Raw genomic sequence first — 25,575 nt, 5'->3', positions numbered from 1 at the left:
CGTAGGCGATACGCGTGATCCGAGCACGACGTACGCGAGGAGCCGCGAGGCGCCCGGCACGACGTACGCGAAGGCCCCCGGAGCGGACTCCGGGGGCCTTCCTCGTGCTGAGGGGGAGCCGTGGCGGCTACTTGGCCTCCGCCTTCTGGAGCTCGGCGAGCTCCTCGTCCGACTCCCGGCCGGGGGTCGGCAGGTTGAAGCGGACGATCGCGAACCGGAAGATCACGTAGTAGAGGACGCCGAAGCACAGACCCACCAGGAGCAGGGCCCAGGGCTTGGTGGCGATGCCCAGGTTGAGGCCGAAGTCGATCACGCCGGCCGAGAAGCCGAAGCCGTCCTTCATGCCGAGCGCCCAGGTCAGGGCCATGGAGACACCGGTGAGCACGGCGTGGATGGCGTACAGGACCGGGGCGATGAACATGAACGTGAACTCGATCGGCTCGGTGACACCGGTGACGAACGAGGTCAGCGCCATGGAGAACATCATGCCGCCGACCACCGCGCGGCGCTCCGGGCGGGCCGCGTGGTAGATCGCGAGACAGACGGCCGGCAGGCCGAACATCATGATCGGGAAGAAGCCGGTCATGAACTGTCCGGCGGTCGGGTCACCGGCCAGGAAGCGCGCGATGTCACCGCTCTTGCCCTCGTACGAACCGGCCTGGAACCACGGGAACGAGTTCAGCAGGTGGTGCATGCCGACCGGGATCAGCGCGCGGTTGGCGACACCGAAGATGCCCGCGCCGACCGCGCCGGAGCCGACCAGCCACTCGCCGAAGTTGTGCAGACCCGCGCCGAGGACCGGCCAGATGTACCCGAAGACGATGCCGATGAACAGGCCCGCGAGGGCAGCCAGGATCGGCACGAGGCGGCGACCGCCGAAGAAGCCGGCCCAGTCGGGCAGCTTGGTGCGGTAGAAGCGCTGGTAGAGCAGGGCGACGACCAGGCCCATCACGACACCGCCGAGGACACCGGCGTTGACCGCCGCGTCCACCATCACGACCTTGCCGTCGACGACCGTGGCCTTCTGAGGGAGGTTGGAGTCGGTGAAGGTGCCCAGCACCTTCTGGAAGACGAGGTAACCGACGACCGCGGCCAGGGCGGTCGAGCCGTCCGACTTCTTCGCGAAGCCGATCGCGATGCCGACGGCGAACAGCAGCGGCATGTTGTCGAGGATGGCACCGCCGCCGGCCGCCATGAAGCTCGCGAACTTGGTGACGAACCCGGGGAACGAGTCGCTGCCGAACGTGTCCGCGCTGCCGAGTCGGACGAGCAGGGCTGCGGCCGGCAGGACGGCGACCGGCAGCATCAGGCTGCGGCCGATACGCTGCATGACAGCCATCGTGCGGGAGCCCCAGCCGGGGCCCTTGTTGTCTGCGGCCGCGGGAGCGGCGCTGGCCGTGGTCACAACTTCCTCCATAAGGCAGGGCGCCGCCCGGGGACGGGAGTGTGGGGGAGGGGCAGCACGGAGAGGTCTACACCATTCAGTGGTGTAGACCTGTTGTAGCACGGCGGAGGGCGGCCAAGGAACCCGCGATTCCCGTTTTATGCCTTCGTGATGTCGCCGGGACTTCGCACCGCGTTCCCCGGCCCGCTTGGCGGGCATGCCCCGCGTGGTGTAGACCAGTCGCGAACGATTCGCAACGCTTCGCAAGCGCTCCGCACTCCACGCTCCACACGGTCATCAGGGAGAGACGCCATGGCCACCAAGGCTGAGAAGATCGTCGCCGGGCTCGGCGGCCTCGACAACATCGACGAGGTCGAGGGCTGCATCACCCGCCTGCGCACCGAGGTCCATGACGCCTCCCTCGTCGACGAGGCCGCCCTCAAGGCCGCCGGCGCCCACGGCGTCGTCAAGATGGGCACCGCCATCCAGGTCGTCATCGGCACCGACGCCGACCCCATCGCCGCGGAGATCGAGGACATGATGTAGGGCCCCGAGGCCCCGAACGCGATGAGGGGGTGTCGCACGACACCCCCTAAGCTCAGCGGCATGTCTCGAATCGACGGCCGCACGCCCGAACAGCTCCGCCCGGTCACCATCGAACGCGGGTGGAGCAAGCATGCCGAGGGCTCCGTCCTCATCTCCTTCGGCGACACGAAGGTCTTCTGCACCGCCTCCGTCACCGAAGGCGTCCCCCGCTGGCGCAAGGGCAGCGGCGAGGGCTGGGTGACCGCCGAGTACTCGATGCTCCCCCGCGCCACCAACACCCGCGGCGACCGTGAGTCCGTACGCGGCAGGATCGGCGGCCGCACCCACGAGATCTCCCGCCTCATCGGACGCTCCCTGCGCGCCGTCATCGACTACAAGGCGCTCGGCGAGAACACCATCGTCCTCGACTGCGACGTCCTCCAGGCCGACGGCGGCACCCGCACGGCGGCCATCACCGGCGCGTACGTCGCACTGGCCGACGCCGTGTCCTGGGCCCAGGGCAAGAAGCTGATCAAGGCCAACCGCCAGCCGCTCACCGGCACCGTCTCGGCCGTCTCCGTCGGCATCGTCGGCGGCGTCCCCCTCCTCGACCTCCGCTACGAGGAGGACGTGAAGGCCGACACCGACATGAACGTCGTCTGCACCGGCGACGGCCGCTTCGTCGAGGTCCAGGGCACCGCCGAGGCCGAGCCGTTCGCCCGCGAGGAGCTCAACTCCTTGCTGGACCTCGCCGTCTCCGGCTGCACGGAGCTGGCGCTCCTGCAGCGCAAGGCGCTTGATACGGTCCTCGAAAAGTAAAGGACGCGCCAAGAGCGAGAGCCGCCGCCGGCAACCGTGGCGGCCCCGCCGGCGTCCTTGCACATACGGGTGCACGGCACACCACCGTGCACCCGGCCACACAGCAGTAGCCGTACATGCACCACACAGGGGGCCGTCAGGCCTGCACCCAGTTCCTCGGGAGGACCGTTCCATGGCCGCGAGTCGCCGACGTCGTACGACCACCATCGCCGGAGCCATAGCCGCCGTCGCCCTGACGGTAGGGCTCACCACCGGCTGCGACGCCGTGAACAAGGCCCTGGACTGCGTCCAGACCGCCGAGGCCATCGCCCAGAGCGTGGACGACCTCCAGCAGGCCGTCCAGACCGCGGCGGACGACCCCACGCAGCTGGAGGAGTCCCTCGCCTCGATCGACAAGAACCTCGACGACATCGGCGACAAGACCGACAACGCCGACGTCAACAAGGCCGTCGACTCGCTCCAGAAGGCCGTCACCGACACCCAGACCGCCGTGGAGAACGGGGACACCACCCCCGACATCAGCGGCATCACCGACGCGGCGGGCGAACTGACGAAGGTCTGCACGTCGTAACCCCACGGAACTCGGTGGAGGCGGGCTCGGCCGAACTCGGCGGAGCCGGGCGGCGGGGATCGCGATACTGGTGGGCATGACCCGCCTGATCCTCGCCACCCGCAATGCCGGCAAGCTCACCGAACTGAAGGCCATCCTCGCCGACGCCGGTCTGACCCACGACCTCGTCGGCGCGGACGCCTACCCTGACGTCCCCGACGTCAAGGAGACCGGCGTCACCTTCGCCGAGAACGCCCTGCTGAAGGCCCACGCCCTCGCCCGCGCCACCGGCTTCCCCGCCATCGCCGACGACTCCGGCCTCTGCGTCGACGTCCTGGGCGGCGCCCCCGGAATCTTCTCCGCCCGCTGGGCCGGCCGCCACGGCGACGACAAGGCCAACCTGGAACTGCTCCTCGCCCAGCTCGGCGACATCGCCGACGAACACCGCGGCGCCCACTTCAACTGCGCGGCGGCCCTGGCCCTGCCGGACGGCACGGAGCGGGTGGTCGAGGGGCAGCTGCGGGGCACCCTGCGCCATGCCCCCGTCGGCACGAACGGCTTCGGCTACGACCCGATCCTCCAGCCGGACGGCGACACGAGGAGCTGCGCCCAGCTGACGGCGGAGGAGAAGAACGCGATCAGCCACCGGGGCAAGGCGTTCCGGGGGTTGGTGCCGGTGCTGCGGGAGCTGTTGGGCTGACTTCACGGAAGAGCCCCGCACCTTTGAATCGAAGGTGCGGGGCTTCCTTTTTCTGTGGGCCCGGTGGGACTTGAACCCACGACGCACCGCTTCTAAGGCGGCGTCCTCTAGCCTGCTGGGATACGGGCCCGCAACGCGGTGCCTACTCTACTGGGCATCGCGACTGCGTCGGCCGCCTCCCCTGCACCACGTGCTCGTGATCGCGTGGCAGTTGGGGCACAGCAACCGCAGGTTCTCGCGCCGGTTATCGCTCCAGTCCCCGTTGATGTGATCGACCTCCAGTGTCATCGGCTTGCCGAGCCACTCGGGCCCGACTCCGCATCGTGCGCATTCCTCGGGTGCGCCGACTGCTAGAAGGGCGCGTCGTATGCGCCTGGTCTGCGTCCGGTGTGTTCCGCTCTGCCGCACCAGCACTTCCTCGGGGCGCCTGGCGTTGGCGGCGGGTTTGCCCCGTTGATGGGCCTGCCCTAGAAAGTGTGAGGTGGCGATCTTGTGCTCAGCAATCCATCCGCGCAGTTGAGTGCGCTGCGAGCCGTTGCCCGGGCGGTCCAAGCGGCGCAGCACCTCTGCGAGGGATGCCGACTCCGCTACCGCCGCTCGCAGTTCGCTCTCGGTGGGGCGGGGACGTCTGCCGTGAGGACGGAAGTGCGAGATGTCGATGCCGAAGTGAGCGAACCGTCCGGTGAGGTAGCTTCGGAGTCGCTCGTACGGCTGTGTGCCGAGAAAGGCGATGACCTCGTCGATGTCGGCGCATAGACGGGCTGCTTCCGCTAGCCGCTCCCTGGTATACCGCGTGCCCTTGGTCATGACACTCGGCCCGTGCCGTGCCGTTTGCCGCGTCCCCGGTAACTGTCGGTCGTCGAGTGGCAGTTGGGGCATAGCAGTCTCAGGTTCTCGATCCGGTTGTTCCGCCAATCGCCGTCGATGTGGTCGACCTCGATGGGGAGCGCTTCTCCGAGCCACACCGGTTCGATACCGCACAGGGCGCAACGCTCCTCCACGCCCTGCTCGCGCAGCGCCCGCTTGAGACGGCTGCCCGGTACCCGCCTGGCATGCGCCGAGGTGTCCTCGACGAGGATCTCCTCGGCTGTGCGGCGTCGCTGGTTGTACCGCTGCCGCTCCGTCCGGGCCACCGGTGTGAAGTGCGAGGTGTCCAGTCCGTACGCCTTGATGCGGCGGGAGATGTTCGTGTGGTGGCCGCCTACCGGGTCGAGCCCCAACTGCCGCAGCACATCGTTGACGCTCGTTGAGCGGGCGACCACCGGCTCAAGGATGTCCCGTGTCCACTTGGCGCCCTCGCGCTCGAAGTGCGAGACGTCCACTCCGAGCTTCTTCATCCGCTCGTGGATGTATCGGCGCTTCCAGCCTCTCGGATCCACCCTCAGCCTCCCCAGGGCCTCCGACAGTGTCCGTGCCCCCCGAGCCGCCTCCTCCAGGCGCTCCTTTGTGTACACGCTGGCCCCCATCGAACCCCTCCGTTCCGGTCATCCGTTCGTGCCCTCGTACGGAGTAACGAGCCGATAGTCGGACAGTCACGCCCGGAATGCGGAACGGCCCGTACCGGGGAAGCGGTGCGGGCCGTTCTCGGGTGGAGAGGGGGGCGGGGTCAGATGCCCAGGTCCTTGATGAGTTTGGCCACGTGGCCCGTCGCCCGGACGTTGTAGAGGGCGTGGGCCACCTTGCCCTCCTCGTCGACGATGATCGTGGAGCGGATGACGCCCATGTAGGTCTTGCCGTAGTTCTTCTTCTCGCCGAAGGCCGCGTACGCCTCCAGCACCGTCTTGTCGGGGTCGCCGAGAAGGGTGACCTTCAGGGACTCCTTCTCGCGGAACTTGGCGAGTTTCTCGGGCTTGTCGGGGGAGATGCCGATCACGTCGTACCCGGCGTCCGCGAGGAGCTCCAGGTTGTCGGTGAAGTCACAGGCCTGCTTGGTGCAGCCCGGGGTCAGGGCGGCCGGGTAGAAGTAGACGATGACCTTGCGGCCCTTGTGGTCGGACAGGGACACCTCGTTGCCGTCGGCGTCCGGGAGGGTGAAGGCGGGGGCCACGTCCCCGGGCTGGAGTCGCTCGCTCATCGGTCCAGCGTAATGGCGGGCCCTGCCGGTCCCGTGCCGGGTGGAGCTGACAGACTGTGCGGAACCAAGGGATTTCAGGGACAACCGACTACGGGAGGCCGCGCGGTGGCGGAGAGCTCGGACATCAGGACCCCGGCCGAGATCGAGGCGGACATCAAGCGCCGCCGCGAGAACCTCGCCGAGACGCTCGACGAGATCGGCGTGCGGGTGCATCCCAGGACCATCGTGGGCGACGCCAAGGCCAAGGTCGTCTCCAACATCGACCACACCCTCGGCGCGGCGTACGTCTCGGTCAACCGTGTGGTCGGTGACGTCAGGGGCCAGTTCGTCGACGAGGACGGCGCGCCCCGGGTCGAGCGCATCGTGCCCGTCGCCCTCGTGGTCGTCGCGGTGGTGGGGCTCCTCGCCCTCGGCACTCGGCGTCGTCGGGTCTGACGGGGACAGGTAGGTTCGGGGTGTGAGCGAGAAGACCCAGCACGACGACAAGTTGCCCATTCGGATGCTGCACGACCGTGTGCTCGTGCGGCAGGACACCGCCGAGGGCGAGCGGCGTTCCGGAGGCGGCATCCTGATCCCCGCGACGGCGGCCGTCGGCCGGCGTCTCGCCTGGGCCGAGGTCGTCGCGGTCGGCCAGAACGTCCGGACCGTCGAGCCCGGCGACCGGGTCCTCTACGACCCCGAGGACCGTGCCGAGGTGGAGGTGCGGGGCGTGGCGTACGTCCTGATGCGGGAGCGCGATCTGCACGCCGTGGCCGCGGACCGGTTCGAGGGGTCGGAGGACTCCACGGGCCTGTATCTCTGAGATACGTCTCTGATTCGCCTGCTGTGACAGGCGGTGGGGGCTGGTGACCATGGTCACCAGCCCCCACCGCCTTCTGCTTGCGCCGGCACCGTCGCCGGCTTGGTGCCGTTGTCCTACGCGCGGCCGGCGCTACCCGAACGGTCCCACCGAGGTATCGCCTCCCGAGTTCGCTCCGCCGTCGCCCGTTCCTCCGTCGGCTGTGGCTCCGCCGGTGGAGGAGGCTCCTCCGTCGGCCGTCCCTCCGCCGGTGGAGGTCGCTCCGCCGTCGGTCGAGGTGCCGCCGGTGGTGGCTGTGCCTCCGTCCGTCGTCGCCCCGCCCGTGGAACTCGCGCCGCCGTCGGTCGTCGGGGTGCCGCCACCGCCGGTGGTGGTGCCGGTGTCGGTGCTGTCGTCCGTCGGGCCGCCGGTCTCCTCCTCGCCCGTGGGGCCGCCGGTCTCCTCGTCGCCGGTGGCGCCGGGCTCGTCGGCCGGGGTGCTGGGCGGGGTGATCACGACGTCCGCGCCGACCTGGAGGTCGAGGTCGAACTCCTTGACCTTCTTGCCCTTCAGGGCGGCCTTGGTGAACTGCGCCCAGATCTGGGTGGGCGCCCCACCGCCGTTGATGCGGGGCAGGCCCATCGCGCCGTAGAGCGGCTTGTGGACGCCCGTCTTGGGGTCCTGGCCCATCACGGAGACGACGGTGGCGAGATCGGGGGTGTAGCCCGCGAACCAGGCCGCCTTGTCCTCCTCGGCGGTGCCCGTCTTGCCGGCGACCGGGTGCCCGGAGGCCTGCGCGGCGGTGGCGGTGCCGTTCTGGACGACGCTCTGCAGGACGGAGGTCGTGGTGTCGGCGGCCTTGCGGCTGACGGCCTGGGTGGACTCCGTGGTCGGGAGCTTGATCACCTCGCCGTCCTTGCTGATCTTCTCGATCATCGTGTACGTGCCGTGCTTGCCGTGGTTGGCGAGCGTGGCGTACGCCTCCGTCATGTCGAGGATGCTCGCGGTGGCGGTGCCCAGGGCGATGGACGGGTACGGGTTCATGTCCGGCGTGTTCTTGGGCAGCCCGAGGTCGATCGCGGTCTTCTCGATCTTCTCGGGGCCGACGTCCACGGCCATCTGCGCGTACACCGAGTTCACGGAACTCTCGGTGGCCTGACGGACGGAGATGTTGCCGTAGTTGACGTAGTCCTCGTTCTCGGGGGCGTACGCCGGGCCGGGCCAGCCCGTCACGGGGCGCTTGTTGGTGCCGTCGTAGACGGTGTTCGGGGTGATCGCCTGGCCGCTCTGGGTGTTGGAGGCGTTCTCCACGGCGGCGGTGAACACGAACGGCTTGAAGGTGGAGCCGACCTGGAAGTCACGGCGGGTCGCGTTGTTGACGTACTGCTTGGTGTAGTCGATGCCGCCGTACATCGCGATGACCTTGCCGGTCTTCGGGTCGATGGAGACACCGCCGGCGCGGACGTAGTTGTCGACCTTGCGGTTCTTCTTGTCGAGCTTGTCCATCAGCTGGTCGTCGACGGCCTTGATGAAGGCGTTCTGCATCTTGGGCTGGATGGTGGTGGTGATGCGGTAGCCACCGCCGTTCTCCAGCGCCTCCTCGTCGATGATCTTGTGGTCGTAGAGGTACGACTTGATGGCCTCGACGAGGTAGCCGCGCTGGCCGGAGAAGGCGGTGGAGGTGGTGGCCTGCTTCGGCATCGGGAACTTCGCGCCGGTGCGCTCGGACTGCTTGAGCCAGCCTTCCTTCACCATGCCGTCGAGGACGTAGTTCCAGCGGGCGACCGCCGCGTCCTTGTTCTCCGGGTGGGCGACGACGTCGTACATGCTCGGCGCGTTGACGAGCGCGGCGAGGTACGCGCCCTGCTCGGCGGTGAGTTCGTCGGCGTCGACGCCGTAGTAGGCCTGGGCGGCGGCCTGGATGCCGTAGGCGTTGCGGCCGAAGAAGCTGGTGTTGAGGTAGCCCTCCAGGATCTCGTCCTTGGTGACCTCGCGGTCCAGCTTGATCGCGATGAAGAACTCCTTCACCTTGCGGGTGACGGTCTGGTCCTGGGCCAGGTAGTAGTTCTTCACGTACTGCTGGGTGATGGTGGAGCCGGACTGCTTGCCCTTGCCGGTCGCGGTGTTCCAGGCCGCGCGGACCATCGCCTTGAGGTCGATGGCCGGCTCGGAGTAGAAGTCGCGGTCCTCGGCGGCCAGTACGGCGTGCTGGGCGGCCTTGGAGACCTTCGACAGCGGGACGTTCTCGCGGTTGACCTCACCGTCGCGGGCGATCTGGGTGCCGTCCGCGTAGAGGTAGACGTTGCTCTGCTTGGTCGCGGCGTCCTGCGGCTTGGGGATGTGGACCATGTTGTAGCCCAGCACGAAGGCGCCGACGATCAGCATGACGCCGACCACGAAGGCGCCGAGCACCATGCGCCAGGTCGGGATCAGGCGCCTGAAGCCGGTGCGCTTGGGCCGCTTGGGCTTCTTGCCCTTGCCGTCGCCCGCGGGGGCCGGGGTGATGTCGGGCACGGCGGCGGGTGCGGCGGCGGACGCGGTCGCGGCGGCGGGAGCGGTCGCGGCCGTGGGGCCGGTCCTGGGGCCCGCCTTCTCGGCGGAGATGACGCCGAGCGCCTGGGTGGGCGTGTCGGCGCCGGGCCGGGAGGGCGCGGGGGCCGGCTTCCGGGCGGCCGGTGTGATCCCCAGGGTGGCCCTGGGTGTTCCGCGGGCCGGAACCGGTATCGGTGCCGTTCTTGGCCTGGAGGAAGATCGGGACCGCAAACGCCGGTCGCCGGAGGACGGCCGTTCGGTTGTCCGTCGGACGCGGCTCCCTTGCCGGAGGCCGGGCCGGCGTCGCCGGTGGGCGTTTTCCTGGCGGCGTCGGCGTCGGCACCGGGTCCCTGAGGTGTGCCCGGAGTGCGTGGCTCCGGGTCTCTCGGTGCCCAGCCCGGGCCGTTCCGCTTCGGCTGCGGCTCGTCGCTCATCGTGCTGCCGTGCTCCTGTTTCCGCGTCGTACGTTCATTTCCGTACGGACTCGTACGCTTTGCGCCCACTCCGGGCCGGTTCTGTGCCCCTGAGTGAAGACTCTCGCACCATGCGATCCGTTCCCGGATCCCGGCACGTGCCCCGCACGCCTCATGAGCGCCACCGTCCGCCCCGCTGTCCGCCCCGAAAACGCGTAGCAGGACCCTCCGGCCGCGGACTAGGCTTCTTCGCTTCGGCCCGAATCGGTCCAGGCCTCGGCCTTTCGCCTAACTCTTCGCAGCGGATGGGGGTTTCCTCGTGGGCACAGGGCGGTTGTACGCCGCCGTCGCCGCCGGTGGTTTCAGGCGGTACGCGACATATCGGGTGGCCACCGCCGCGGGGGTGTTCACCAACACCGTCTTCGGCTTCATCCTCGCATACACCTACCTGGCCCTCTGGCAGGAGAAGCCCGACCTCGGCGGCTACGACCAAGCACAGGCCCTCACCTATGTATGGGTCGGCCAGGCGATGTTCGCGGTCATGGTGCTGGGAAGCGTCGGCTTCGAGGAGGAGTTGATCGAGCGGATCCGGACGGGTGACATCGCGGTCGACCTGTACCGGCCCGTCGACCTCCAGCTGTGGTGGCTCGCCGCCGACATGGGCCGCGCCCTGTTCCAGCTGCTGGGACGCGGTGTCGTGCCCATGCTGTGCGGCGCCCTCTTCTTCGACCTGGCCCTGCCCTCCGGCCCGCTGCCGTGGGTGGCCTGTCTCGTCGCGGTCGCCCTCGGCGCTCTGGTCAGCTTCGCGATCCGTTACATCGTCGCGCTGTGGGCCTTCTGGCTCCTCGACGGCGCCGGAGCGATGCAGATCACCTGGCTCACCGGAGTCTTCTTCTCCGGGATGCTCCTCCCGCTGAACGTCTTCCCCGGCGCGCTCGGCGACCTCGCCCGCGTCCTGCCCTGGTCCGCGCTGCTCCAGGCCCCGGCGGACGTCCTTCTCGGCGAGGCCGACCCGCTGGGGACGTACGCCTTCCAGCTCGCCTGGGCCGCGGCCCTGCTCGCGGTCGGCCGGCTGATCCAGTCGGCGGCGACCCGGAAGGTGGTGGTCCAGGGTGGCTGACCTGGACGAGCGCCCCGTCACGGGCGCCGAGCGGGAGCACCCGTTCGCCGAGTACGGCACGTACAGCCGCGTCCGCGACGGGCTGCGGGCCTACCGCATGATCGCCGCCATGTGGATCCGCTCCACGATGGCCTACCGCGCGTCCTTCGCCATGACGACCTTCGGGAACTTCGCGGCGACCTCCTTCGACTTCGTCGCGATCCTGCTGATGTTCTCCCAGGTCGACGAGCTGGGCGGGTTCAGCCTGCCCGAGATCGCCCTGCTGTACGGCACCTCCGCCGTCGCGTTCGGCCTCGCGGATCTGATGATCGGCTCGATGGACCGGCTCGGGCGCCGGGTCCGCGACGGCACGCTGGACACCCTGCTCGTCCGCCCCGTGCCCGTGCTCGCCCAGGTCGCTGCCGACAAGTTCGCGCTGCGCCGCCTCGGCCGGATCACCCAGGGCCTGTTCGTCCTCGGCTACGCACTGACCACGCTCGACATCGCCTGGACCCCGGCCAAGGTGCTGATGATCCCGCTGATGGTGGCCAGCGGCGGGCTGATCTTCGGCGCGGTGTTCGTCGCGGGCGCGGCCTTCCAGTTCGTCGCACAGGACGCCTCCGAGGTGCAGAACGCCTTCACGTACGGGGGCGTGACCCTCCTGCAGTACCCGCCGACGCTCTTCGCCAAGGACCTGGTGCGCGGGGTGACCTTCGTCCTGCCGCTCGCCTTCGTCAACTGGGTGCCCGGACTGTACGTCCTGGGCCGCCCCTACCCCCTCGACCTGCCGGCCTGGCTGGCCTTCGCGCCCCCGCTGGTCGGCGTGGCCTGCTGCGCCCTGGCGGGGGTCGCCTGGCGGGCGGGGCTGCGTTCGTATCGAAGTACAGGGAGCTGAGCGTGGCAGACAGTGCGTTGGTGACGGACGGCGCGTTCGCGGCGGACAGCGCGTTCATCGAACTCGACCGCGTCGAGAAGGTCTTCGACGTCCGCCGGAAAACCGGGTTCCTGCGCCGGGAGCGGCGTGAGGTGCGGGCGGTCGACTCGATCTCGTTCACGGTGGCGCGCGGCGAGATGGTCGGCTACATCGGGCCGAACGGTGCCGGGAAGTCCACCACCATCAAGATGCTGACGGGGATCCTGACGCCGAGCGGGGGGCGGCTGCGGGTCGCCGGGATCGACCCGTCCCGGGAACGGACGCGGCTGGCCCGGCGGATCGGGGTGGTGTTCGGGCAGCGGACGACCCTGTGGTGGGACCTGCCCCTCATCGACTCGTACGCGCTGATGCACCGCATGTACCGCATCCCGGACGCCCGTTACCGCGAGAACCTCGACCGGTGTGTCGAACTCCTCGAACTGGGCGAGCTCCTCGACGTGCCCGTACGGCAGCTCTCGCTCGGGCAGCGGATGCGCGGGGACATCGCGGCGGCCCTGCTGCACGACCCGGAGGTGCTGTACCTGGACGAGCCGACGATCGGGCTCGACGTCATCAGCAAGGCCAAGGTCCGCGAGTTCCTCAAGGACCTCAACACCGAGCGGGGCACGACCGTGCTGCTCACCACGCACGACCTCCAGGACATCGAGCAGCTGTGCCGCCGGGTGATGGTCATCGACCACGGGCGTCTGATGTACGACGGCCCGCTGACCGGGCTGCACGAGGTGGGCGAGAGCGAGCGGACGCTCGTCGTGGACCTGGAGAGGGAGCTGCCGCCGATCGAGGCCGCGCCCGCCCGGGTCGTCCGGGTGGAGGGGCCCCGGCAGTGGCTGGCGTTCCCGGCCTCGGAGTCGGCGGCCCCGCTGGTGGCCCGGATAGCGTCCGCGTATCCGCTGGTGGATCTCTCCGTGCGGGAGCCGGACATCGAGGCGGTCATCGCCCAGATGTACGCGCAGCAGGCGGAGCGGGTGGGGAAGGGGACGGAGGGGGGTGGAACGCAAGGTGCCCAAGGCCGAGCGCCAGCGGTTGAAGGAGGCGCGGCGGCAGGAGCGGCTGGAACGCCGGGAGGCGCGCCGGGAGTTGCACGCGTCGCATCACGATCACACGCATGCGATGCGTGAGGCGCATCGGGAGGCGATGGAGCAGGTGCGGGACGCCCTGCGAGACCGTCGGGACGCGGAGCGGGAGCGGCGGCGGGGCAGACGGGACTAGGCCGCCTGCCGGGTGCGGGCGCGCCGTGGCCGCTCGCGCAGTTCCCCGCGCCCCTGACGGGGCGCCCCCTCCCGTATCGCTGTGACAGTCACAGCTTCGCCGGTGCCGACCCCTTCAGTTGTTCCAGGTCGAAGACCTCCGCCATGCGCTCGTAGCCCTTGTCGCTGGGGTGCAGGTGGTCGCCCGAGTCGTAGTCGGGGCGCAGGCTGCGGGGGTCGTACGGGTCGCGCAGGGCCTTGTCGAAGTCGACGTAGGCGTCGTACACGTCGCCGGAGCGGATGGTGGCGTTGACGGCCTGGCGGACGGACTCGCGCTGGTCGGTGTAGCCGCGGTGGCCGTGGAACGGCATGAGGGTGGCGCCGACGACGCGCAGGCCCCGCGCGTGCGCCTGCTCGACGAGCCGGCGGAGGCCGTCGGTGATGGCCACGGGGTCGGCCCGGCCGGGGTTCCTCAGGATGTCGTTGACGCCGAGGTCGATGACGACGGCCCTGACACCCGTACGGCCGAGCACGTCGCGCTGGAAGCGGGAGAGGCCGCTGGGGTTCTCGGCGGGCCGTCCGTTGCCGTCGGTCAGGACGCGGTTGCCGCTGATGCCCTCGTTGACGACGCTGTAGCGGGGCGTGTCGGAGGAGCCGGCGGCCGCGCGGATCCGTCCGGAGAGGACGTCCGTCCAGCGCCGGTTCTCGTTGACGGTGGAGCTGACCCCGTCGGTGAGCGAGTCGCCGAGGACCACGACCGTGCCCTCGGACTCGTTGCTCAGCACGTCCAGGGCGGTGACGTACCGCCAGTGCAGTGTCTGTGTGGTGTACGGCTCACCGGTGACGTCCGCGACCTGGTCGCCCTCGGCGGTGTAGGAGATCTGCCGCGCGTGCGCGTGGTAGGTCGCCGGGCCGGAGGGGGTCGGGGAGTAGGTGGTGATCAGTACGTCGCTGTCGTGCGGGATCGGCACCCGTACGGCGTCGCTCACCACCTGCCGGCCGGCCGCGATGACGACCGTCGGGTTGCCGGCGAAGGTGAGGCGGCGCATGGTCTCGGCCGCCGCGGCCGGGGTGTCGCTCGAAGCGGCGACGGCGAGCGAGGCGTGACTGATGGTCAGCGGCTGCTGGCTGTAGAGATTGGACAGGGTGACGCGGGCACTCGTACCGGCGGCGGTCGTGTGCACCACGTTGCGCACCGAGCGGCCGGCGAGTCCGTCCCGCTCGGTGCCCGGCTCCGACCCGCTCGGCGACGCGGCCCAGGCGCCGACCCAGACGCCGGTGGAGGCGGGGGCGGCGCTGTTGTGGGGCGCGCGGGCGAAGGTCTCCTGCCGCGGGGTGCCGTCGTCGATGCCGACGCCGACGTATATCGCGGCCGAGACGGCCACGATCAGGGCGGCGATGGCCGCCAGAAGTGCATAACCGTGCTGCTTGGTCATGCGGTGTGTGACTCCTCGGGCTGTGGAGCCCCAGGGCTCCGATGTGATCACCCCATGATGCGTCATGGGATGGGGGCTGCTTGCGAGAACCCCCATCGGTTCCCCCGCCCGGACAGACGCGGGGAACTCCTGTTCCGTTCCGGGAGTCGGTCTTGGAGTAGTCCACGTCACGTCACCGAGCGGTGAAGAGACGGGAAACGGGACAATGTGTACGGGGGACAGGGAACGGGTGGAGTGAATGGACCGTACGAAAGCGGAAGAAGCGCGACCCGGGGCGGCGGCGGGCGCCGGGCCGCGCGCCTCGCACCGCACCATGACCACGTTCAGCGCCGCCGACGAGGAGAAGCAGCGCGGCGTCCGGCAGATGAAGCTCATCGCGGCCGGACTGCTGCTCTTCGTGGCGCTGGTCTACGTGCTGGCCAAGTGGGCCGCGCACGAGGGCGCGGGCGCCTGGGCCGGCTATGTCGCGGCGGCGGCCGAGGCGGGCATGGTGGGCGCGCTGGCCGACTGGTTCGCCGTGACCGCGCTGTTCCGGCATCCGCTCGGGCTGCCCATCCCGCACACCGCGATCATCCCCACCAAGAAGGACCAACTGGGCGTGTCCCTGGGTGAGTTCGTCGGCGAGAACTTCCTCTCCCAGGACGTCGTACGGCAGCGGCTGCGGGCCGTCGGCATCGGCAGCCGGCTCGGCGCGTGGCTCGCCGAGCCGCAGAACGCCGACCGGGTGACGGCCGAACTGGCGACCGCCCTGCGTGGCGCGCTGACCGTGCTGCGCGACTCGGACGTCCAGGCCGTGGTCGGGGAGGCGATCACCCGGCGGGCGGGCGCCCAGGAGATCGCGCCCGGCATCGGCAAGATGCTGGAGCGGGTCGTCACCGACGGCGGCCACCGCCGGGTCGTCGACCTGATCTGCACCCGCGCCCACGACTGGCTGGTCCTGCACGACACCCAGGTCATGGACGCCGTCGAGGGCGGCGCCCCGGGCTGGACCCCCCGGTTCGTGGACCGCAAGGTCGGCGAGCGCGTCTACAAGGAACTGCTGCGCTTCGCCACCGAGATGCGCGACTCGCCCACGCACCCGGCGCGCGGCGCCCTGGACCGTTTCCTCACCGACTTCGCCACCGACCTGCAGTCCGACACGGAGACCCGGGCGCGGGTGGAGCGGCTGAAGGGCGAGGTGCTGGGCCGGGGCGAGGTCCAGGATCTGATCGCCTCCGCGTGGACGGCCGTACGGGCGATGATCGTGTCCGCCGCCGAGGACGAGCGCAGCGAGCTGCGGCTGCGGGTGCGCGCGTCCCTGCTGTCGCTGGGGACGCGGATGGCCACCGAGCCGAGCGCGCAGGCGAAGGTGGACAAGTGGGTCGAGGGCGCGGCCGTGCACGTCGTCACCACCTACCGCGCCGAGATCACCTCCCTGATCACCGAGACCGTCGCGAGCTGGGACGCCGAGCACACCACGAAGAAGATCGAGGCCAACATCGGCCGTGACCTGCAGTTCATCCGGATCAACGGCACGGTGGTCGGTTCGCTGGCCGGGCTGCTGATCTACACGGTGTCGCGGGCGCTGGGGGCGTAACCGCTCTCCGGCAGGGCACTCGGGGCGAGTTCGCTCGATGTGGAGGGAGCCCGCACCCATGTCCGTCACCGCCCCGAAGTCACCGGGATCACCGGCATCACCGGGATCACCGGGAGTGATCACCACCTCCGTTCCGGCGCGCCTGGACCGGCTGCCCTGGTCGCGCTGGCACTGGACGATCGTGATCGGACTCGGCACCGTGTGGATCCTCGACGGTCTGGAAGTGACCGTCGTCGGCAATATCGCGGGCCGGCTCTCCGAGGAGGGCAGCGGGCTGCCGATCACGTCCGCGCAGGTCACGGGCATAGCGGCTGCCCTGTATGTCGCGGGCGCCTGTGCGGGCGCTCTTTTCTTCGGCCACATGACCGACCGGTTCGGCCGCAAGAAGCTGTTCATGGTGACGCTGGTGGTCTATCTGGCGGCGACCGCGCTGACGGCGGTCTCCTTCTCCACCTGGTGGTTCTTCCTCTTCCGCTTCCTCACCGGCTTCGGCATCGGCGGCGAGTACGCGGCCATCAACTCGGCGATCGACGAGCTGATCCCGTCCAAGTACCGGGGCCGCGTCGACATCGTCATCAACGGCAGCTTCTGGCTCGGCGCGATCGGCGGGTCGCTGCTGTCGATCGTCGCGCTGAACACCGACCTCTTCCCGGCGAACGTCGGCTGGCGGCTGACCTTCGCCCTCGGTGTGGTGCTGGGTCTGGTGATCCTGCTGGTGCGCCGGAACGTCCCCGAGAGTCCGCGGTGGCTGCTGATCCACGGCCGGGAACAGGAGGCCGAACGGCTGGTCGCGGAGGTGGAGGGACAGGTGGAGGAGGAGAAGGGGCGCCCGCTGCCGTCGGCCGACCGGGAGATGACGATCCATCAGCGCGGCGGTGTCGGCTTCGGCCTGATCGCCCGTACGGTCTTCTCCCGCTATCGCCGCCGTGCCGTCCTCGGCTTCTCCCTCTTCATCGGACAGGCGTTCCTCTACAACGCGATCACCTTCGGTTTCGGTGCGATCCTCACGACGTTCTTCGACGTCCCGACCTCCGACACCGGCTACTACTTCGCCTGCATCGCCGCCGGCAACTTCATGGGCCCGCTGCTGCTCGGCAAACTGTTCGACACGGTCGGCCGCCGGATCATGATCTCCGGGACGTATCTGCTCTCCGGGGTGCTGCTCTTCGGCACGGCCTGGCTCTTCGACCGGGGTTCGCTCGACGCGGTGACCCTGACGGCCTGCTGGTGCGTGGTGCTGTTCTTCGCCTCGGCGGGGGCGAGCAGTGCCTATCTCACCGTCTCCGAGGTCTTCCCCATGGAGACCAGGGCCATGGCCATCGCCTTCTTCTACGCCATCGGCACGGCGGCCGGCGGTATCAGCGGGCCGCTGCTCTTCGCCGAGCTGACGGAGTCCGGTGTCGTCGCCGACACGGTCCTCGCGTTCCAGATCGGCGCGGCCCTGATGTGTGCGGCGGGCCTGGTGGCGGCGTTCCTCGCGGTGCGGGCGGAGCGACGGTCGCTGGAGGACGTCGCGGAGCCGTTGTCGGCGAAAGCGCTCCGCTGAGAGGCAGGGGGAGTCGGGGTCGGCCAGGCGGTCGGTCGTCTGCCGCGCCGTCGTGGCTGGTCGCGCAGTTCCCCGCGCCCCTTTCGGGGGCGCGGTCGGCTGTGTGGCTCAGGCGGACTGAGTATCCGTACTCTGTCGGGGCGGGCGGTCGGCCGGGAAACCTCGTACGCATGACCGAGAAGCTGCTCCGCCCCCTGCGCACGCGCCCCTGGCCGGAACGCTGGCTGACCCGCCTGCTCGGCGCCGCGCTCGCCGCGGCCGCGTACCGCCTGTGCCTGCCCTGGGATCTTCGCGACCGCCCCGAACTGGAGGGCTCCCTCACGGAGACGACGCCCGTGACCGTCACGGGCGTCGCCGTCCTCGCCCTCGTCCTGCTGCTCCTCGCGGCCTACTTCGGCCACCGGGACGCCCTGGCCTGGCCGCTGCTCCTGGTCGCCGTGCCGCCGTCGGCCCTGATGTACGTGGCCTTCCACGCACCTCCCGAGCCTCCTGACGCGGACGTATGGCCTCTGTCCTGGGCCTTCTTCACGCTGGTGCTCGGTGCGTGGGTGCTGGTCGCGTCCTCGGTGGCACGCCGGTTCCGGACGGATCCGGTGGACGAGCGGTGGCTGATCCACAGCCGGTCCCAGGACGGTCCGGTCACCGCCCGGTTCGCCGAGCAGCCGCCGCCCGGGCGCCCGTCAGCCGTAGGAGTACCGCCGGGCCGCCGTCCGGGCGCCCGTCAGCCGTAGAAGTACTGCCGGGCCTTCTGCTCGAAGAACGACGAGTAGGCGAGGCCGATGGCCGGGGTGCCGCGGTACGAGCCCACGTACTGCTGGGTGCTGTCGACCACCACGGGGCGGGCCATGCACGCCCACTTGTTGCGCTGCTGGGCCTCGGCCCAGCGGACGGCCGCCGGGTCCACCCGGTCGCTGACCAGGACCGGGAACGCGCCGATGCCGTTCTGGATCCCGGCCGGCAGACCGCCCTTGGTCTTCTTCGCGTACGTCAGCACCTGGTCGGTGAAGGTCTCGATGGTCGGGATGGTTATCTCCTGGACGGCCGCCGCGACCGTGAACAGGTGCAGCTTCGTCCCCATCCAGCTCCACCGGAAGTCGGCCCGGCGCCCGACGAGCACGGGCACCCCGGCCCACTCCTCCCACCAGGTACGGCACCCGTCGGCGGCGAGACGGGCGGCCACGGAGGCGAGGTAGGTCTGGGAGGGCGTCTGCTGAGGATGCATGGCCGGATCATGCACCCGCCGGTGGGCGCGTGTGAAGCGGGGGCGGCTTCGGGACGTCAGGCTCCGGGACGTCAGGCTCCGGTGGTCGAACCGGGTCGCACGATCATGAGGACCGTGACGGTCGCCCAGAGCAGGTTGAACACGCCGGTGAACATGGCGAGTCGGGCGGTGGCCGCGGGTCCGGTGACGGTGCCGGTTCCGGCCGCGGGTCCGGTGACGGTGCCGGTTCCGGCCGCGGGTCCGGTGACGGTGCCGGTGCCGACGGCGGTGCCGCCGAGTCCCTCCAGGATCTCCTCCTGCCGGGGCAGCACCAGCGCCAGCAGGACCATCGCCGCGAGGGCGGTCAGCAGCATCGACACGATCAGCCAGGCGTCTTTCAGCACCCCCATGCTCAGCGCCGTGGCGAACCCGAGCACGGGCACCGCGATGCCAACGCCGCCGTACACCCGGCAGATCCGGTGCAGCAGCCGTACGGCCGACACCGCCCGCTCGCTGTCGGGTTCGGCCAGCGCCTTGCGGGCGCTCGGCGGGAACATGCTGGCCGCGACGGTGACGGGCCCGACGGCGATGATCGCGGCGAGCACGTGGAGGGAGAGAAGGAACTTGGTCACAGGGGAACGGTAGGGCGGGGAAAGATCGCGGAGGAGTGGCTGGATTGCCATGCCTCAACGGATTCCCGCCAAGGACGGCACGGCAGCGTGGGAGAAGTCCGGGATCTGTTGGCCGGAACCCGGTGCGGGCCTACGCTCCCGCCATGCACACCGTGGCCGTACTGGCGCTCGACGACGTGATCCCCTTCGACATGTCGGCTCCCGTCGACACCTTCGGCTGGGCGCGGCTGCCGGACGGGCGGGAGGCCTACCGGGTGCGGGTCTGTTCGGCGGCGGGGGACGGGGTGGTGCGGGCGGGGCCGTTCAGCGTCCGCGCGCCGTACGGGCTGGAGGCGCTGGCCGAGGCGGACACCATCATCCTGCCGGGGACGGCCGACCCGACCCTGCCGTTGCCGCCGGGGGTCACGGAGGCGCTGCACGCCGCGGCGGCGAGCGGGACGCGGATCGCGTCGATCTGCGTGGGCGCGTTCCTCTTCGCCGCGACGGGGCTGCTGGACGGGCTGCGCGCCACCACGCACTGGATCGCGGCCCCCGACCTGGCGGCCCGTCACCCGGAGGTCACCGTCGACCCGAACGTCCTCTACGTCGACAACGGCCAGTTCCTCACCTCGGCGGGCGCCGCCGCGGCCATGGACATGTGCCTGCACATGATCCGCAAGGACCACGGCTCGGCGGTCGCCGCGTTCACCGCGCGGATGTGTGTGATGCCCCTCGAACGGGAGGGCGGCCAGGCGCAGTTCATCGTGCAGGACCAGCCCCCGGCGCCCGCCGGCGCCGCCATGGAGCCCCTGCTGCGCTGGCTGGAGCAGAACGTGGAGCGGGATCTGACCCTGGACGACATCGCCCTCCACGCCGGCACCAGCACCCGCACGCTGAACCGCCGCTTCCGCGAACAGACGGGCACGACGCCCTTGCAGTGGCTGCACCGGGCGAGGGTTCGTCGGGCCCAGTACCTGCTGGAGTCCACCGACCACACCGTCGACCGCATCGCGACCCAGGCGGGCTTCGGCTCCCCGACGGCCTTCCGCGACCGCTTCAAGCGGGTGGTGGGAACGAGCCCGTACGCGTACCGGAGGGCGTTCCGGGGGGAGCGTTCGTGAGCGCCCCGTAAGGGGCGCGGGGAACCGCGCGAGCAACCACGGACGACCCGCAGCCCCCGACCGGCCGGACTCCCCACCCCTCTTCCGGGCACGGCTACCCTTCCGGGGGCGGCTACCCCTTCCGGTCGGCCACCGCCCAGGACGCCAGCGCCACCACCCCGGCGACCCCGAACACCGCCGGCCAGGCCCCCACCTTCTTCGCCAGCGGATGTGACCCGGCGAACGCGGCCACGTACCCGGCGGTCAGCGCCCCCGCGGCCTTGCCGCCCGCCGCCTTCTGCCACTGCTGGGCCGCCGCGGCGCCCGCCACCGCGAGCACCGCCCCGCCCAGCGGCCGCTTCTTCGTCCAGCGAGCCACCCCGTACCCGCCGATGAGCCCGCTCGCGGCCACCGCCGCCGTCGGAACCCTCGCCATCACTGCCTCCCGCGTCCTGTGCCAGGTCCGTCGCGCCCGAGGCTACTGCGCCGCCGACCGCCGGGCGCCCCGAGGCCCCCGTACGGCCACGGCCAGCAGGGCTGCGGCCAGACAGACCGCGCTGAGGCCGGTCCAGACGATGTCGTACGCGCCGAAGAGATCACGGGCCGTGGCGCCGAGGAACGCGGAGGCACCCGCGCCGAGTTGGTGGGCGGAGTTGACCCAGCCGAAGACGATCGGGCCGTCCTCGCCGTAGACGCGGTCGCTGAGGGCGATGACCGGCGGGACGGTGGCGACGTCGACGAGGCCGTAGATGACGACGAAGGCGACCATGGTGGGGGTGACGGTGGACGAGAACACCATCGGCAGCGCCAGCAGGGTCAGCGCGCGGACCGCGAAGTACGCGGACAGCAGGCGGCTCGGGTCGAAGCGGTCGGTGAGCCAGCCGGAGAAGACCGCGCCCAGCGCGGAGAACACGCCGATCAGGGAGAGCAGCGACGCGGCGGCCGTGGCGCGCATGCCGTGGTCGTGGGCGGCCGGGGCCCAGTTGCTCCACATGATCCCGTTGGTGGAGGCGCCGCAGATGACGAACATCCCGGCCAGGACCCAGAACGGCCCGGTCCGTGCGGCGTCGAACAGCACCTTCAGGGCGCGCTGTGCCGCCCCCGACGCCGGCGGCGGCTTCGGTACGAACTCCGTCGCCCCGTACGGCTTCGCGCGCACGTCCGCCGGGTGGTCGCGTAGCAGCAGGAGGACGAGGGCGGCCACCGCGAGGGCGACGAACGCGAGCGTCACCACCGGCGGGCGCCAGCCGTGCCGGTCGACCCCCCAGGCGAGCAGCGGCAGGAAGAGGAGCTGCCCCAGGTGGCTGGAGGAACTGAGCACTCCGGTGACCAGGCCGCGCCGCCGCTCGAACCAGTTGCCCGTGATGCTCGCCGCGAACGTCATGGTGAGGCATCCGCTGCCCAGGCCGATCAACACGCCCCAGTACGCGGTCAGTTGCCAGGGCTGGGCCATCACGCTGGTGAGCAGCGCGCCCGCCGTGACGAGCAGCAGGGCGCCGACGACCACGCGCCGGATGCCGACCCGGTCCATCAGCGCGGCGGCGAAGGGGGCCGTGAGGCCGAACAGCACCATGTTCACCGAGGCGGCGAGGGCGATCTGGCCCCGGTCCCAGCCGTAGCTCTCGTGCAGCGGGGTCACCAGCAGCCCGGGAACGGTGGTGAAGGCCCCGGCGGTGACGATGGCGGCCCCGGCGGCGAGGGCCACGGCCCAGGCGCGGTGGAGGCGGGGGGCGTTGCCGTCATGGTGGTCGCGGGGCGTGGTGCTGTCGTCGTGCGCGCGGGGCGTGGTGCCGTCGTCGTGGTCGCGGGGCGTGGTGCCGTCGTCGTCCTGGCGGTTCCGGGGGGTCGTCAGCTCAGCCATATGCCCAGCCTGTCGGCCGGGACCCGCCCCTGCGAGTGGCCAGATGGACCAGGTGCGCAAGAATGTGGCCATGACTATGGCCATGCCTGTCTTCGCCCATCCGGGACGCCATCGTGTCGCCGTACTGGCTCGTCAGATGCTCCTGCCCATCGAACTGGGAATCGTGCACCAGCTGTTCGGGCAGGCCCGGGAGGGGGCGACGGCGGAGGGCGAGCCGCTGTACGAGGTCGTCACGTGCGGGCTGCGAGCCGGTGCCACCCGTACGGACGGTGACTTCACGGTCAACGTCCCGTACGGCCCGGAGGCGTTGGCCGAGGCGGACACCGTCATCGTCCTGTCCTCCCACGACGACTACGTCCAGGACACCCCAGACCTCACCGCGCCGCTCGCGGACGCCCTCGCCCGGATCCGCCCCGGCACCCGGATCGCCTCCATCTGCACCGGAGCCTTCGTCCTCGCCTCCGCCGGACTGCTCGACGGCCACACGGCCACCACGCACTGGCGGTACACCGACCTGTTCGCCCGCCTGTTCCCCCGGGTCGAGCTGGACCCGGACGTCCTCTACACCGACGGCGGTGACGTCCTGACCTCCGCCGGCTGCGCCTCCGGCATCGACCTGTGCCTGCACATGATCCGCCGCGACCACGGCACGACCGTCGCGGGTGACGTGGCCCGCCGTACGGTCGTGCCGCTGCACCGCGAGGGCGGCCAGGTCCAGTACGTACGCCGCCCCGTGCCCGCCCTCGCGGCGCCCGCCACCTCCGCAGCCCGGGAGTGGGCGCTGCGGCACCTCCACGAACCCGTGACCCTGGGGCAGTTGGCGGCACGGGAGGCGATGAGCGTGCGCAACTTCAACCGGCGGTTCCGCGACGAGGTGGGGACGACCCCCATGAACTGGCTGACCCAGCAACGCGTCGAGCGGGCAAGGGAGTTGCTGGAAGAGTCGGACCTGCCGGTCGACCAGATCGCGGCCCGCACGGGCCTCGGCACGGCGGCCAACCTGCGCCGGCACTTCCAGGAGACGCTGGGCACGTCCCCGAGCGCGTACCGGACGACGTTCCGGGCGACGTGACGCCGAGGGGGCGGCCCCTTCGAGGAGGGGCCGCCCCATGGTCGTACGGTCGTGCCGCCGCCGTACGGTCGCGCCGTCGGTCACATGCCGCGCGGGAACTCCCGGTTGCCCAGGTGCTGCGGGCGGGGCACGGGGGCCGCGTACGGCTCCTCCAGGGTGTTCTCCACGCTGTTGTAGACGATGAAGATGTTGGACCGCGCGAACGGGGTGATGTTGCCGTTCGAGCCGTGCATCAGGTTGGAGTCGAACATCACCGCGGACCCGGCGGGCCCGGCGATCTGCCGGATCCCGTGCTCCTGGGCCATCCGCGTCAGGTGCTCGGGGCCGGGGGAGCCCACGGTGATCCGGTGCACCCGCAGCGACTCCTTGTGGAAGTCGGGGGGTGTCTCGCCGACCGAGGGCACGAACGTGCGGTGCGTCCCCGGCATGACCATGAGCGGCCCGTTGAACTCGTAGTTCTCGCTCAGCGCGATCGACACGCTGAAGGCGCGCGGCCTCGGCATACCGTCCTCGGCGTGCCAGGTCTCGAAGTCCGAGTGCCAGTCGAACTGGGCGCCGCCGAAGCCGGGCTTGTAGTTGACGCGGCTCTGGTGGACGTACACCTCCGAGCCCAGCACCTGCCGGGCCACGTCCGTCAGCCGGGGCGAGGCGAGCAGATCGGCGAAGACCTCGCTGACCTTCTCCACCTCGAACACGGAACGGAGGCGGTCGGAGTCCGGCTCCAGCACCACGCGGTCGCCCGCCAGGATCGCCGGGTCCTCGCTCAGCCGCCGGAGTTCCGCACGGTAGAGCTGGACCTCCTGCTCGCTCAGCAGGTTGTCGAAGACGTGGAAGCCGTCGGCCTCGTAGCGCTCCAGTTCGCGCCGGGTCAGCGGCCCCTCCCGGGTGCCCCACACGGTCGGGTCGACGCGCGGCTGGGTGACGGCCTCGCCGGTGACACGGGTCGGGTAGCGGTCGGTGCGGGTGAGGGCGGTCGTCATGCCTGCTCCTTCGAACGGTGCGAGGGGTGGGTGGTGGTGTCGGTGGTGTCGGAGGTGCCGGTGGTACCGGTGGTTTCGGTTGTGAGGGGGGTGAGGGGGCCGATGCGGTGCAGGACCTCGTCGTGGTGGCCCTCGCCGAGCCACGCGGCCGGGAACAGCACGCGTTCGGTGACCTCGGCCGACCGCTTGCGGGCGTACTGCTTGAGGACCATGAGGATGGCCTTGTTGTCGGCGGACACGGTGGCCTCGACATGGCGTGCACCGCGCTCGCGCTGTCGCTCGGCCGCGGCCTCGAAGAGCCGTACGCCCAGGAACGGGACGCCGTGCCGGGGGCTGACGGCCGTCTGCCAGACGAAGTACGTATCGGGCTCGTCCGGACGCCGGTAGCCGGTGAGGAAGCCGACGATCTCACCGTTCACGGTGGCGAGCAGCGAGCAGTCGGCGTAGTCCCGGAACCACAGGACGTAGGAGTAGGGGCTGTTGGTGTCCAGCCCGGGCGTGTTCTTCACCAACTCCCAGACTGCGAAGCCGTCTTCGGGGCGGGGCTCGCGGAAGACGGCCCGGCGGGTCGGTTCGGGGGTGGTGGTGGCCGGGGCGGACTTCTCGGCGGGAGCCCGGTCGGTGTTCTGCGCGTCGGTCCGGGTGGCGTTCTCCGCGTCGGTCCGGGGGGCGATGGAGCTGGTCACGGCCGGCCCACCCCCTCGGCGGTCAGGGCGGGTGCCTCGGTCGGCAGCGGGTACGCGCCGGTCGCGTCGTGGTCCTCGGCGCCGGTCACCGGCGGGTTGAAGACACAGACGTATCGGGAGTCCGTCCGCGGCCGGAGCGTGTGCCGCTCATGGCCGTCGAGGAGGTACATCGTGCCCGGAGTGATCCAGTGCTTCTCGCCGGTCTCCTCGTTGGTGAGCTCGGACTCGCCCGCCACGCACAGCACGGCCTCGATGTGGTGGGCGTACCACATGGTCGTCTCGGTGCCGGCGTAGACGGTGGTCTCGTGCAGGGAGAAGCCGACCCGCTCCTTGGCGAGCACGATGCGTTTGCTCTCCCAGGTGCCCGACTTCGCCTTCACATGACGGTCGGTGTTCTCGATGTCCTTGAACGATCGGACGATCACGGTGAGTTCAGCCCTTTCGGTGGTCAGGCGGGTTGGTGGTCAGGCAGGTTGGTGGTCAGGCGGGTTGGTGGTCAGGCGGGTTGGTG

At 70.6% G+C, this 25,575-nt stretch carries 26 protein-coding genes, 1 tRNA gene and 1 pseudogene; 14 read left to right on the top strand and 14 right to left on the bottom strand.

Annotated features, from left to right (window positions below):
• Positions 1-127: 127 nt before the first annotated feature.
• Entirely contained in the window at positions 128-1,405 is a 1,278-nt protein-coding gene (locus tag GWK25_RS36450; RefSeq protein WP_215455753.1) for a PTS transporter subunit EIIC, read from the bottom strand.
• 291 nt (positions 1,406-1,696) lie between these two features.
• On the opposite strand from GWK25_RS36450, the gene GWK25_RS36445 reads away from it, so the two are divergent.
• The 4 genes from GWK25_RS36445 (at position 1,697) to rdgB (ending at position 3,978) form a co-directional block, all read left to right on the top strand.
• Entirely contained in the window at positions 1,697-1,930 is a 234-nt protein-coding gene (locus GWK25_RS36445; protein ID WP_045560653.1) for a glucose PTS transporter subunit EIIB, read from the top strand.
• A 60-nt stretch (positions 1,931-1,990) separates the two neighbouring features.
• Positions 1,991-2,728: a ribonuclease PH gene (rph, locus tag GWK25_RS36440; RefSeq protein WP_215455752.1), complete on the top strand. Its 738-nt coding sequence runs from the start codon at positions 1,991-1,993 to the stop codon at positions 2,726-2,728.
• Between the two features lie 172 nt (positions 2,729-2,900).
• Complete coding sequence (locus GWK25_RS36435) at positions 2,901-3,299, top strand: hypothetical protein (protein ID WP_215455751.1); 399 nt, start codon at positions 2,901-2,903, stop codon at positions 3,297-3,299.
• A 76-nt stretch (positions 3,300-3,375) separates the two neighbouring features.
• On the top strand, positions 3,376-3,978 hold the full coding sequence (rdgB, locus tag GWK25_RS36430) for an RdgB/HAM1 family non-canonical purine NTP pyrophosphatase (protein ID WP_215455750.1): 603 nt from the start codon (positions 3,376-3,378) through the stop codon (positions 3,976-3,978).
• A gap of 55 nt (positions 3,979-4,033) precedes the next feature.
• On the opposite strand, the gene GWK25_RS36425 is transcribed toward rdgB, so the two are convergent.
• The 4 genes from GWK25_RS36425 to bcp all read right to left on the bottom strand — a co-directional run bounded on the left by GWK25_RS36425 (position 4,034) and on the right by bcp (position 6,052).
• Positions 4,034-4,108, bottom strand: a tRNA-Leu gene (locus tag GWK25_RS36425).
• A gap of 17 nt (positions 4,109-4,125) precedes the next feature.
• Entirely contained in the window at positions 4,126-4,785 is a 660-nt protein-coding gene (locus GWK25_RS36420; RefSeq protein ID WP_215455749.1) for an HNH endonuclease signature motif containing protein, read from the bottom strand.
• A complete protein-coding gene (locus GWK25_RS36415; protein ID WP_215455748.1) occupies positions 4,782-5,444 on the bottom strand; it encodes an HNH endonuclease in 663 nt (220 codons plus the stop codon). The genes GWK25_RS36420 and GWK25_RS36415 overlap by 4 nt, the downstream gene beginning before the upstream one ends.
• Before the next feature lie 140 nt (positions 5,445-5,584).
• The gene (gene bcp / locus GWK25_RS36410; RefSeq protein WP_215455747.1) at positions 5,585-6,052 is read right to left on the bottom strand and encodes a thioredoxin-dependent thiol peroxidase; all 468 of its coding nucleotides are present in this window, start codon (positions 6,050-6,052) and stop codon (positions 5,585-5,587) included.
• Between the two features lie 105 nt (positions 6,053-6,157).
• On the opposite strand from bcp, the gene GWK25_RS36405 reads away from it, so the two are divergent.
• Positions 6,158-6,487, top strand: a complete 330-nt coding sequence (locus GWK25_RS36405; protein ID WP_215455746.1) for a DUF3618 domain-containing protein — start codon at positions 6,158-6,160, stop codon at positions 6,485-6,487.
• A gap of 22 nt (positions 6,488-6,509) precedes the next feature.
• On the top strand, positions 6,510-6,854 hold the full coding sequence (locus GWK25_RS36400; RefSeq protein ID WP_005486682.1) for a co-chaperone GroES: 345 nt from the start codon (positions 6,510-6,512) through the stop codon (positions 6,852-6,854).
• Positions 6,855-6,983: 129 nt separating this feature from the next.
• Here GWK25_RS36400 and GWK25_RS36395 read toward each other — a convergent pair whose 3' ends face one another.
• Positions 6,984-9,344 carry a transglycosylase domain-containing protein gene (locus GWK25_RS36395; protein WP_374200711.1) on the bottom strand — a complete coding sequence of 787 codons (2,361 nt, stop codon included), beginning with the start codon at positions 9,342-9,344 and terminating at the stop codon, positions 6,984-6,986.
• A gap of 750 nt (positions 9,345-10,094) precedes the next feature.
• On the opposite strand from GWK25_RS36395, the gene GWK25_RS36390 reads away from it, so the two are divergent.
• From GWK25_RS36390 to GWK25_RS36380, 3 genes are read left to right on the top strand one after another with little or no spacing between them, the layout of a single operon-like run.
• Positions 10,095-10,895: an ABC-2 family transporter protein gene (locus GWK25_RS36390; protein WP_215455745.1), complete on the top strand. Its 801-nt coding sequence runs from the start codon at positions 10,095-10,097 to the stop codon at positions 10,893-10,895.
• Positions 10,888-11,769 (top strand): ABC transporter permease, encoded by an 882-nt coding sequence (locus GWK25_RS36385; protein WP_215455744.1) that lies wholly within the window; start codon positions 10,888-10,890, stop codon positions 11,767-11,769. Before GWK25_RS36390 ends, GWK25_RS36385 begins: the two co-directional genes overlap by 8 nt.
• Entirely contained in the window at positions 11,766-12,926 is a 1,161-nt protein-coding gene (locus GWK25_RS36380; RefSeq protein ID WP_251830573.1) for an ATP-binding cassette domain-containing protein, read from the top strand. Before GWK25_RS36385 ends, GWK25_RS36380 begins: the two co-directional genes overlap by 4 nt.
• A gap of 179 nt (positions 12,927-13,105) precedes the next feature.
• Here the strand turns inward: GWK25_RS36380 and GWK25_RS36375 are convergent, their stop codons facing one another.
• Positions 13,106-14,431, bottom strand: a complete 1,326-nt coding sequence (locus tag GWK25_RS36375) for an SGNH/GDSL hydrolase family protein (protein ID WP_215455743.1) — start codon at positions 14,429-14,431, stop codon at positions 13,106-13,108.
• A gap of 238 nt (positions 14,432-14,669) precedes the next feature.
• Between GWK25_RS36375 and GWK25_RS36370 the strand changes: the two genes are divergently transcribed.
• The 3 genes and pseudogenes from GWK25_RS36370 to GWK25_RS36360 form a co-directional block, all read left to right on the top strand.
• Entirely contained in the window at positions 14,670-16,007 is a 1,338-nt protein-coding gene (locus GWK25_RS36370) for a DUF445 domain-containing protein (RefSeq protein ID WP_215455742.1), read from the top strand.
• A 58-nt stretch (positions 16,008-16,065) separates the two neighbouring features.
• Positions 16,066-17,553, top strand: coding sequence for an MFS transporter (locus GWK25_RS36365; RefSeq protein ID WP_215455741.1), 1,488 nt, complete (start codon positions 16,066-16,068; stop codon positions 17,551-17,553).
• 170 nt (positions 17,554-17,723) lie between these two features.
• A pseudogene (locus GWK25_RS36360) lies at positions 17,724-18,185 on the top strand (hypothetical protein); the annotation flags it as partial.
• An 89-nt stretch (positions 18,186-18,274) separates the two neighbouring features.
• Here the strand turns inward: GWK25_RS36360 and GWK25_RS36355 are convergent.
• Together GWK25_RS36355 and GWK25_RS36350 are read right to left on the bottom strand one after the other, a co-directional pair.
• Positions 18,275-18,775 (bottom strand): levansucrase, encoded by a 501-nt coding sequence (locus GWK25_RS36355; protein ID WP_215455740.1) that lies wholly within the window; start codon positions 18,773-18,775, stop codon positions 18,275-18,277.
• A gap of 71 nt (positions 18,776-18,846) precedes the next feature.
• A complete protein-coding gene (locus GWK25_RS36350) occupies positions 18,847-19,386 on the bottom strand; it encodes a protease (RefSeq protein ID WP_215455739.1) in 540 nt (179 codons plus the stop codon).
• Between the two features lie 143 nt (positions 19,387-19,529).
• On the opposite strand from GWK25_RS36350, the gene GWK25_RS36345 reads away from it, so the two are divergent.
• Positions 19,530-20,486, top strand: a complete 957-nt coding sequence (locus tag GWK25_RS36345) for a GlxA family transcriptional regulator (RefSeq protein ID WP_215455738.1) — start codon at positions 19,530-19,532, stop codon at positions 20,484-20,486.
• Positions 20,487-20,598: 112 nt separating this feature from the next.
• On the opposite strand, the gene GWK25_RS36340 is transcribed toward GWK25_RS36345, so the two are convergent.
• Complete coding sequence (locus GWK25_RS36340; protein WP_215455737.1) at positions 20,599-20,901, bottom strand: hypothetical protein; 303 nt, start codon at positions 20,899-20,901, stop codon at positions 20,599-20,601.
• 42 nt (positions 20,902-20,943) lie between these two features.
• A complete protein-coding gene (locus tag GWK25_RS36335) occupies positions 20,944-22,326 on the bottom strand; it encodes an MFS transporter (RefSeq protein ID WP_215455736.1) in 1,383 nt (460 codons plus the stop codon).
• A 76-nt stretch (positions 22,327-22,402) separates the two neighbouring features.
• On the opposite strand from GWK25_RS36335, the gene GWK25_RS36330 reads away from it, so the two are divergent.
• Positions 22,403-23,398: a GlxA family transcriptional regulator gene (locus tag GWK25_RS36330; RefSeq protein WP_251830572.1), complete on the top strand. Its 996-nt coding sequence runs from the start codon at positions 22,403-22,405 to the stop codon at positions 23,396-23,398.
• Positions 23,399-23,478: 80 nt separating this feature from the next.
• On the opposite strand, the gene thpD is transcribed toward GWK25_RS36330, so the two are convergent.
• From thpD to GWK25_RS36315, 3 genes are read right to left on the bottom strand one after another with little or no spacing between them, the layout of a single operon-like run.
• On the bottom strand, positions 23,479-24,378 hold the full coding sequence (thpD, locus tag GWK25_RS36325; protein ID WP_215455734.1) for an ectoine hydroxylase: 900 nt from the start codon (positions 24,376-24,378) through the stop codon (positions 23,479-23,481).
• A complete protein-coding gene (gene ectA, locus GWK25_RS36320) occupies positions 24,375-25,064 on the bottom strand; it encodes a diaminobutyrate acetyltransferase (RefSeq protein ID WP_308404404.1) in 690 nt (229 codons plus the stop codon). The genes thpD and ectA overlap by 4 nt, the downstream gene beginning before the upstream one ends.
• Complete coding sequence (locus tag GWK25_RS36315; protein ID WP_215455733.1) at positions 25,061-25,489, bottom strand: ectoine synthase; 429 nt, start codon at positions 25,487-25,489, stop codon at positions 25,061-25,063. Before GWK25_RS36315 ends, ectA begins: the two co-directional genes overlap by 4 nt.
• Positions 25,490-25,575 lie beyond the last annotated feature (86 nt).

The organism is Streptomyces sp. ATCC 21386, assembly GCF_018728545.1.
Lineage (GTDB): Bacteria > Actinomycetota > Actinomycetes > Streptomycetales > Streptomycetaceae > Streptomyces.
Note: the sequence above shows the minus strand (reverse complement) of the source record. Positions and strands in the feature narration are given on the sequence as shown.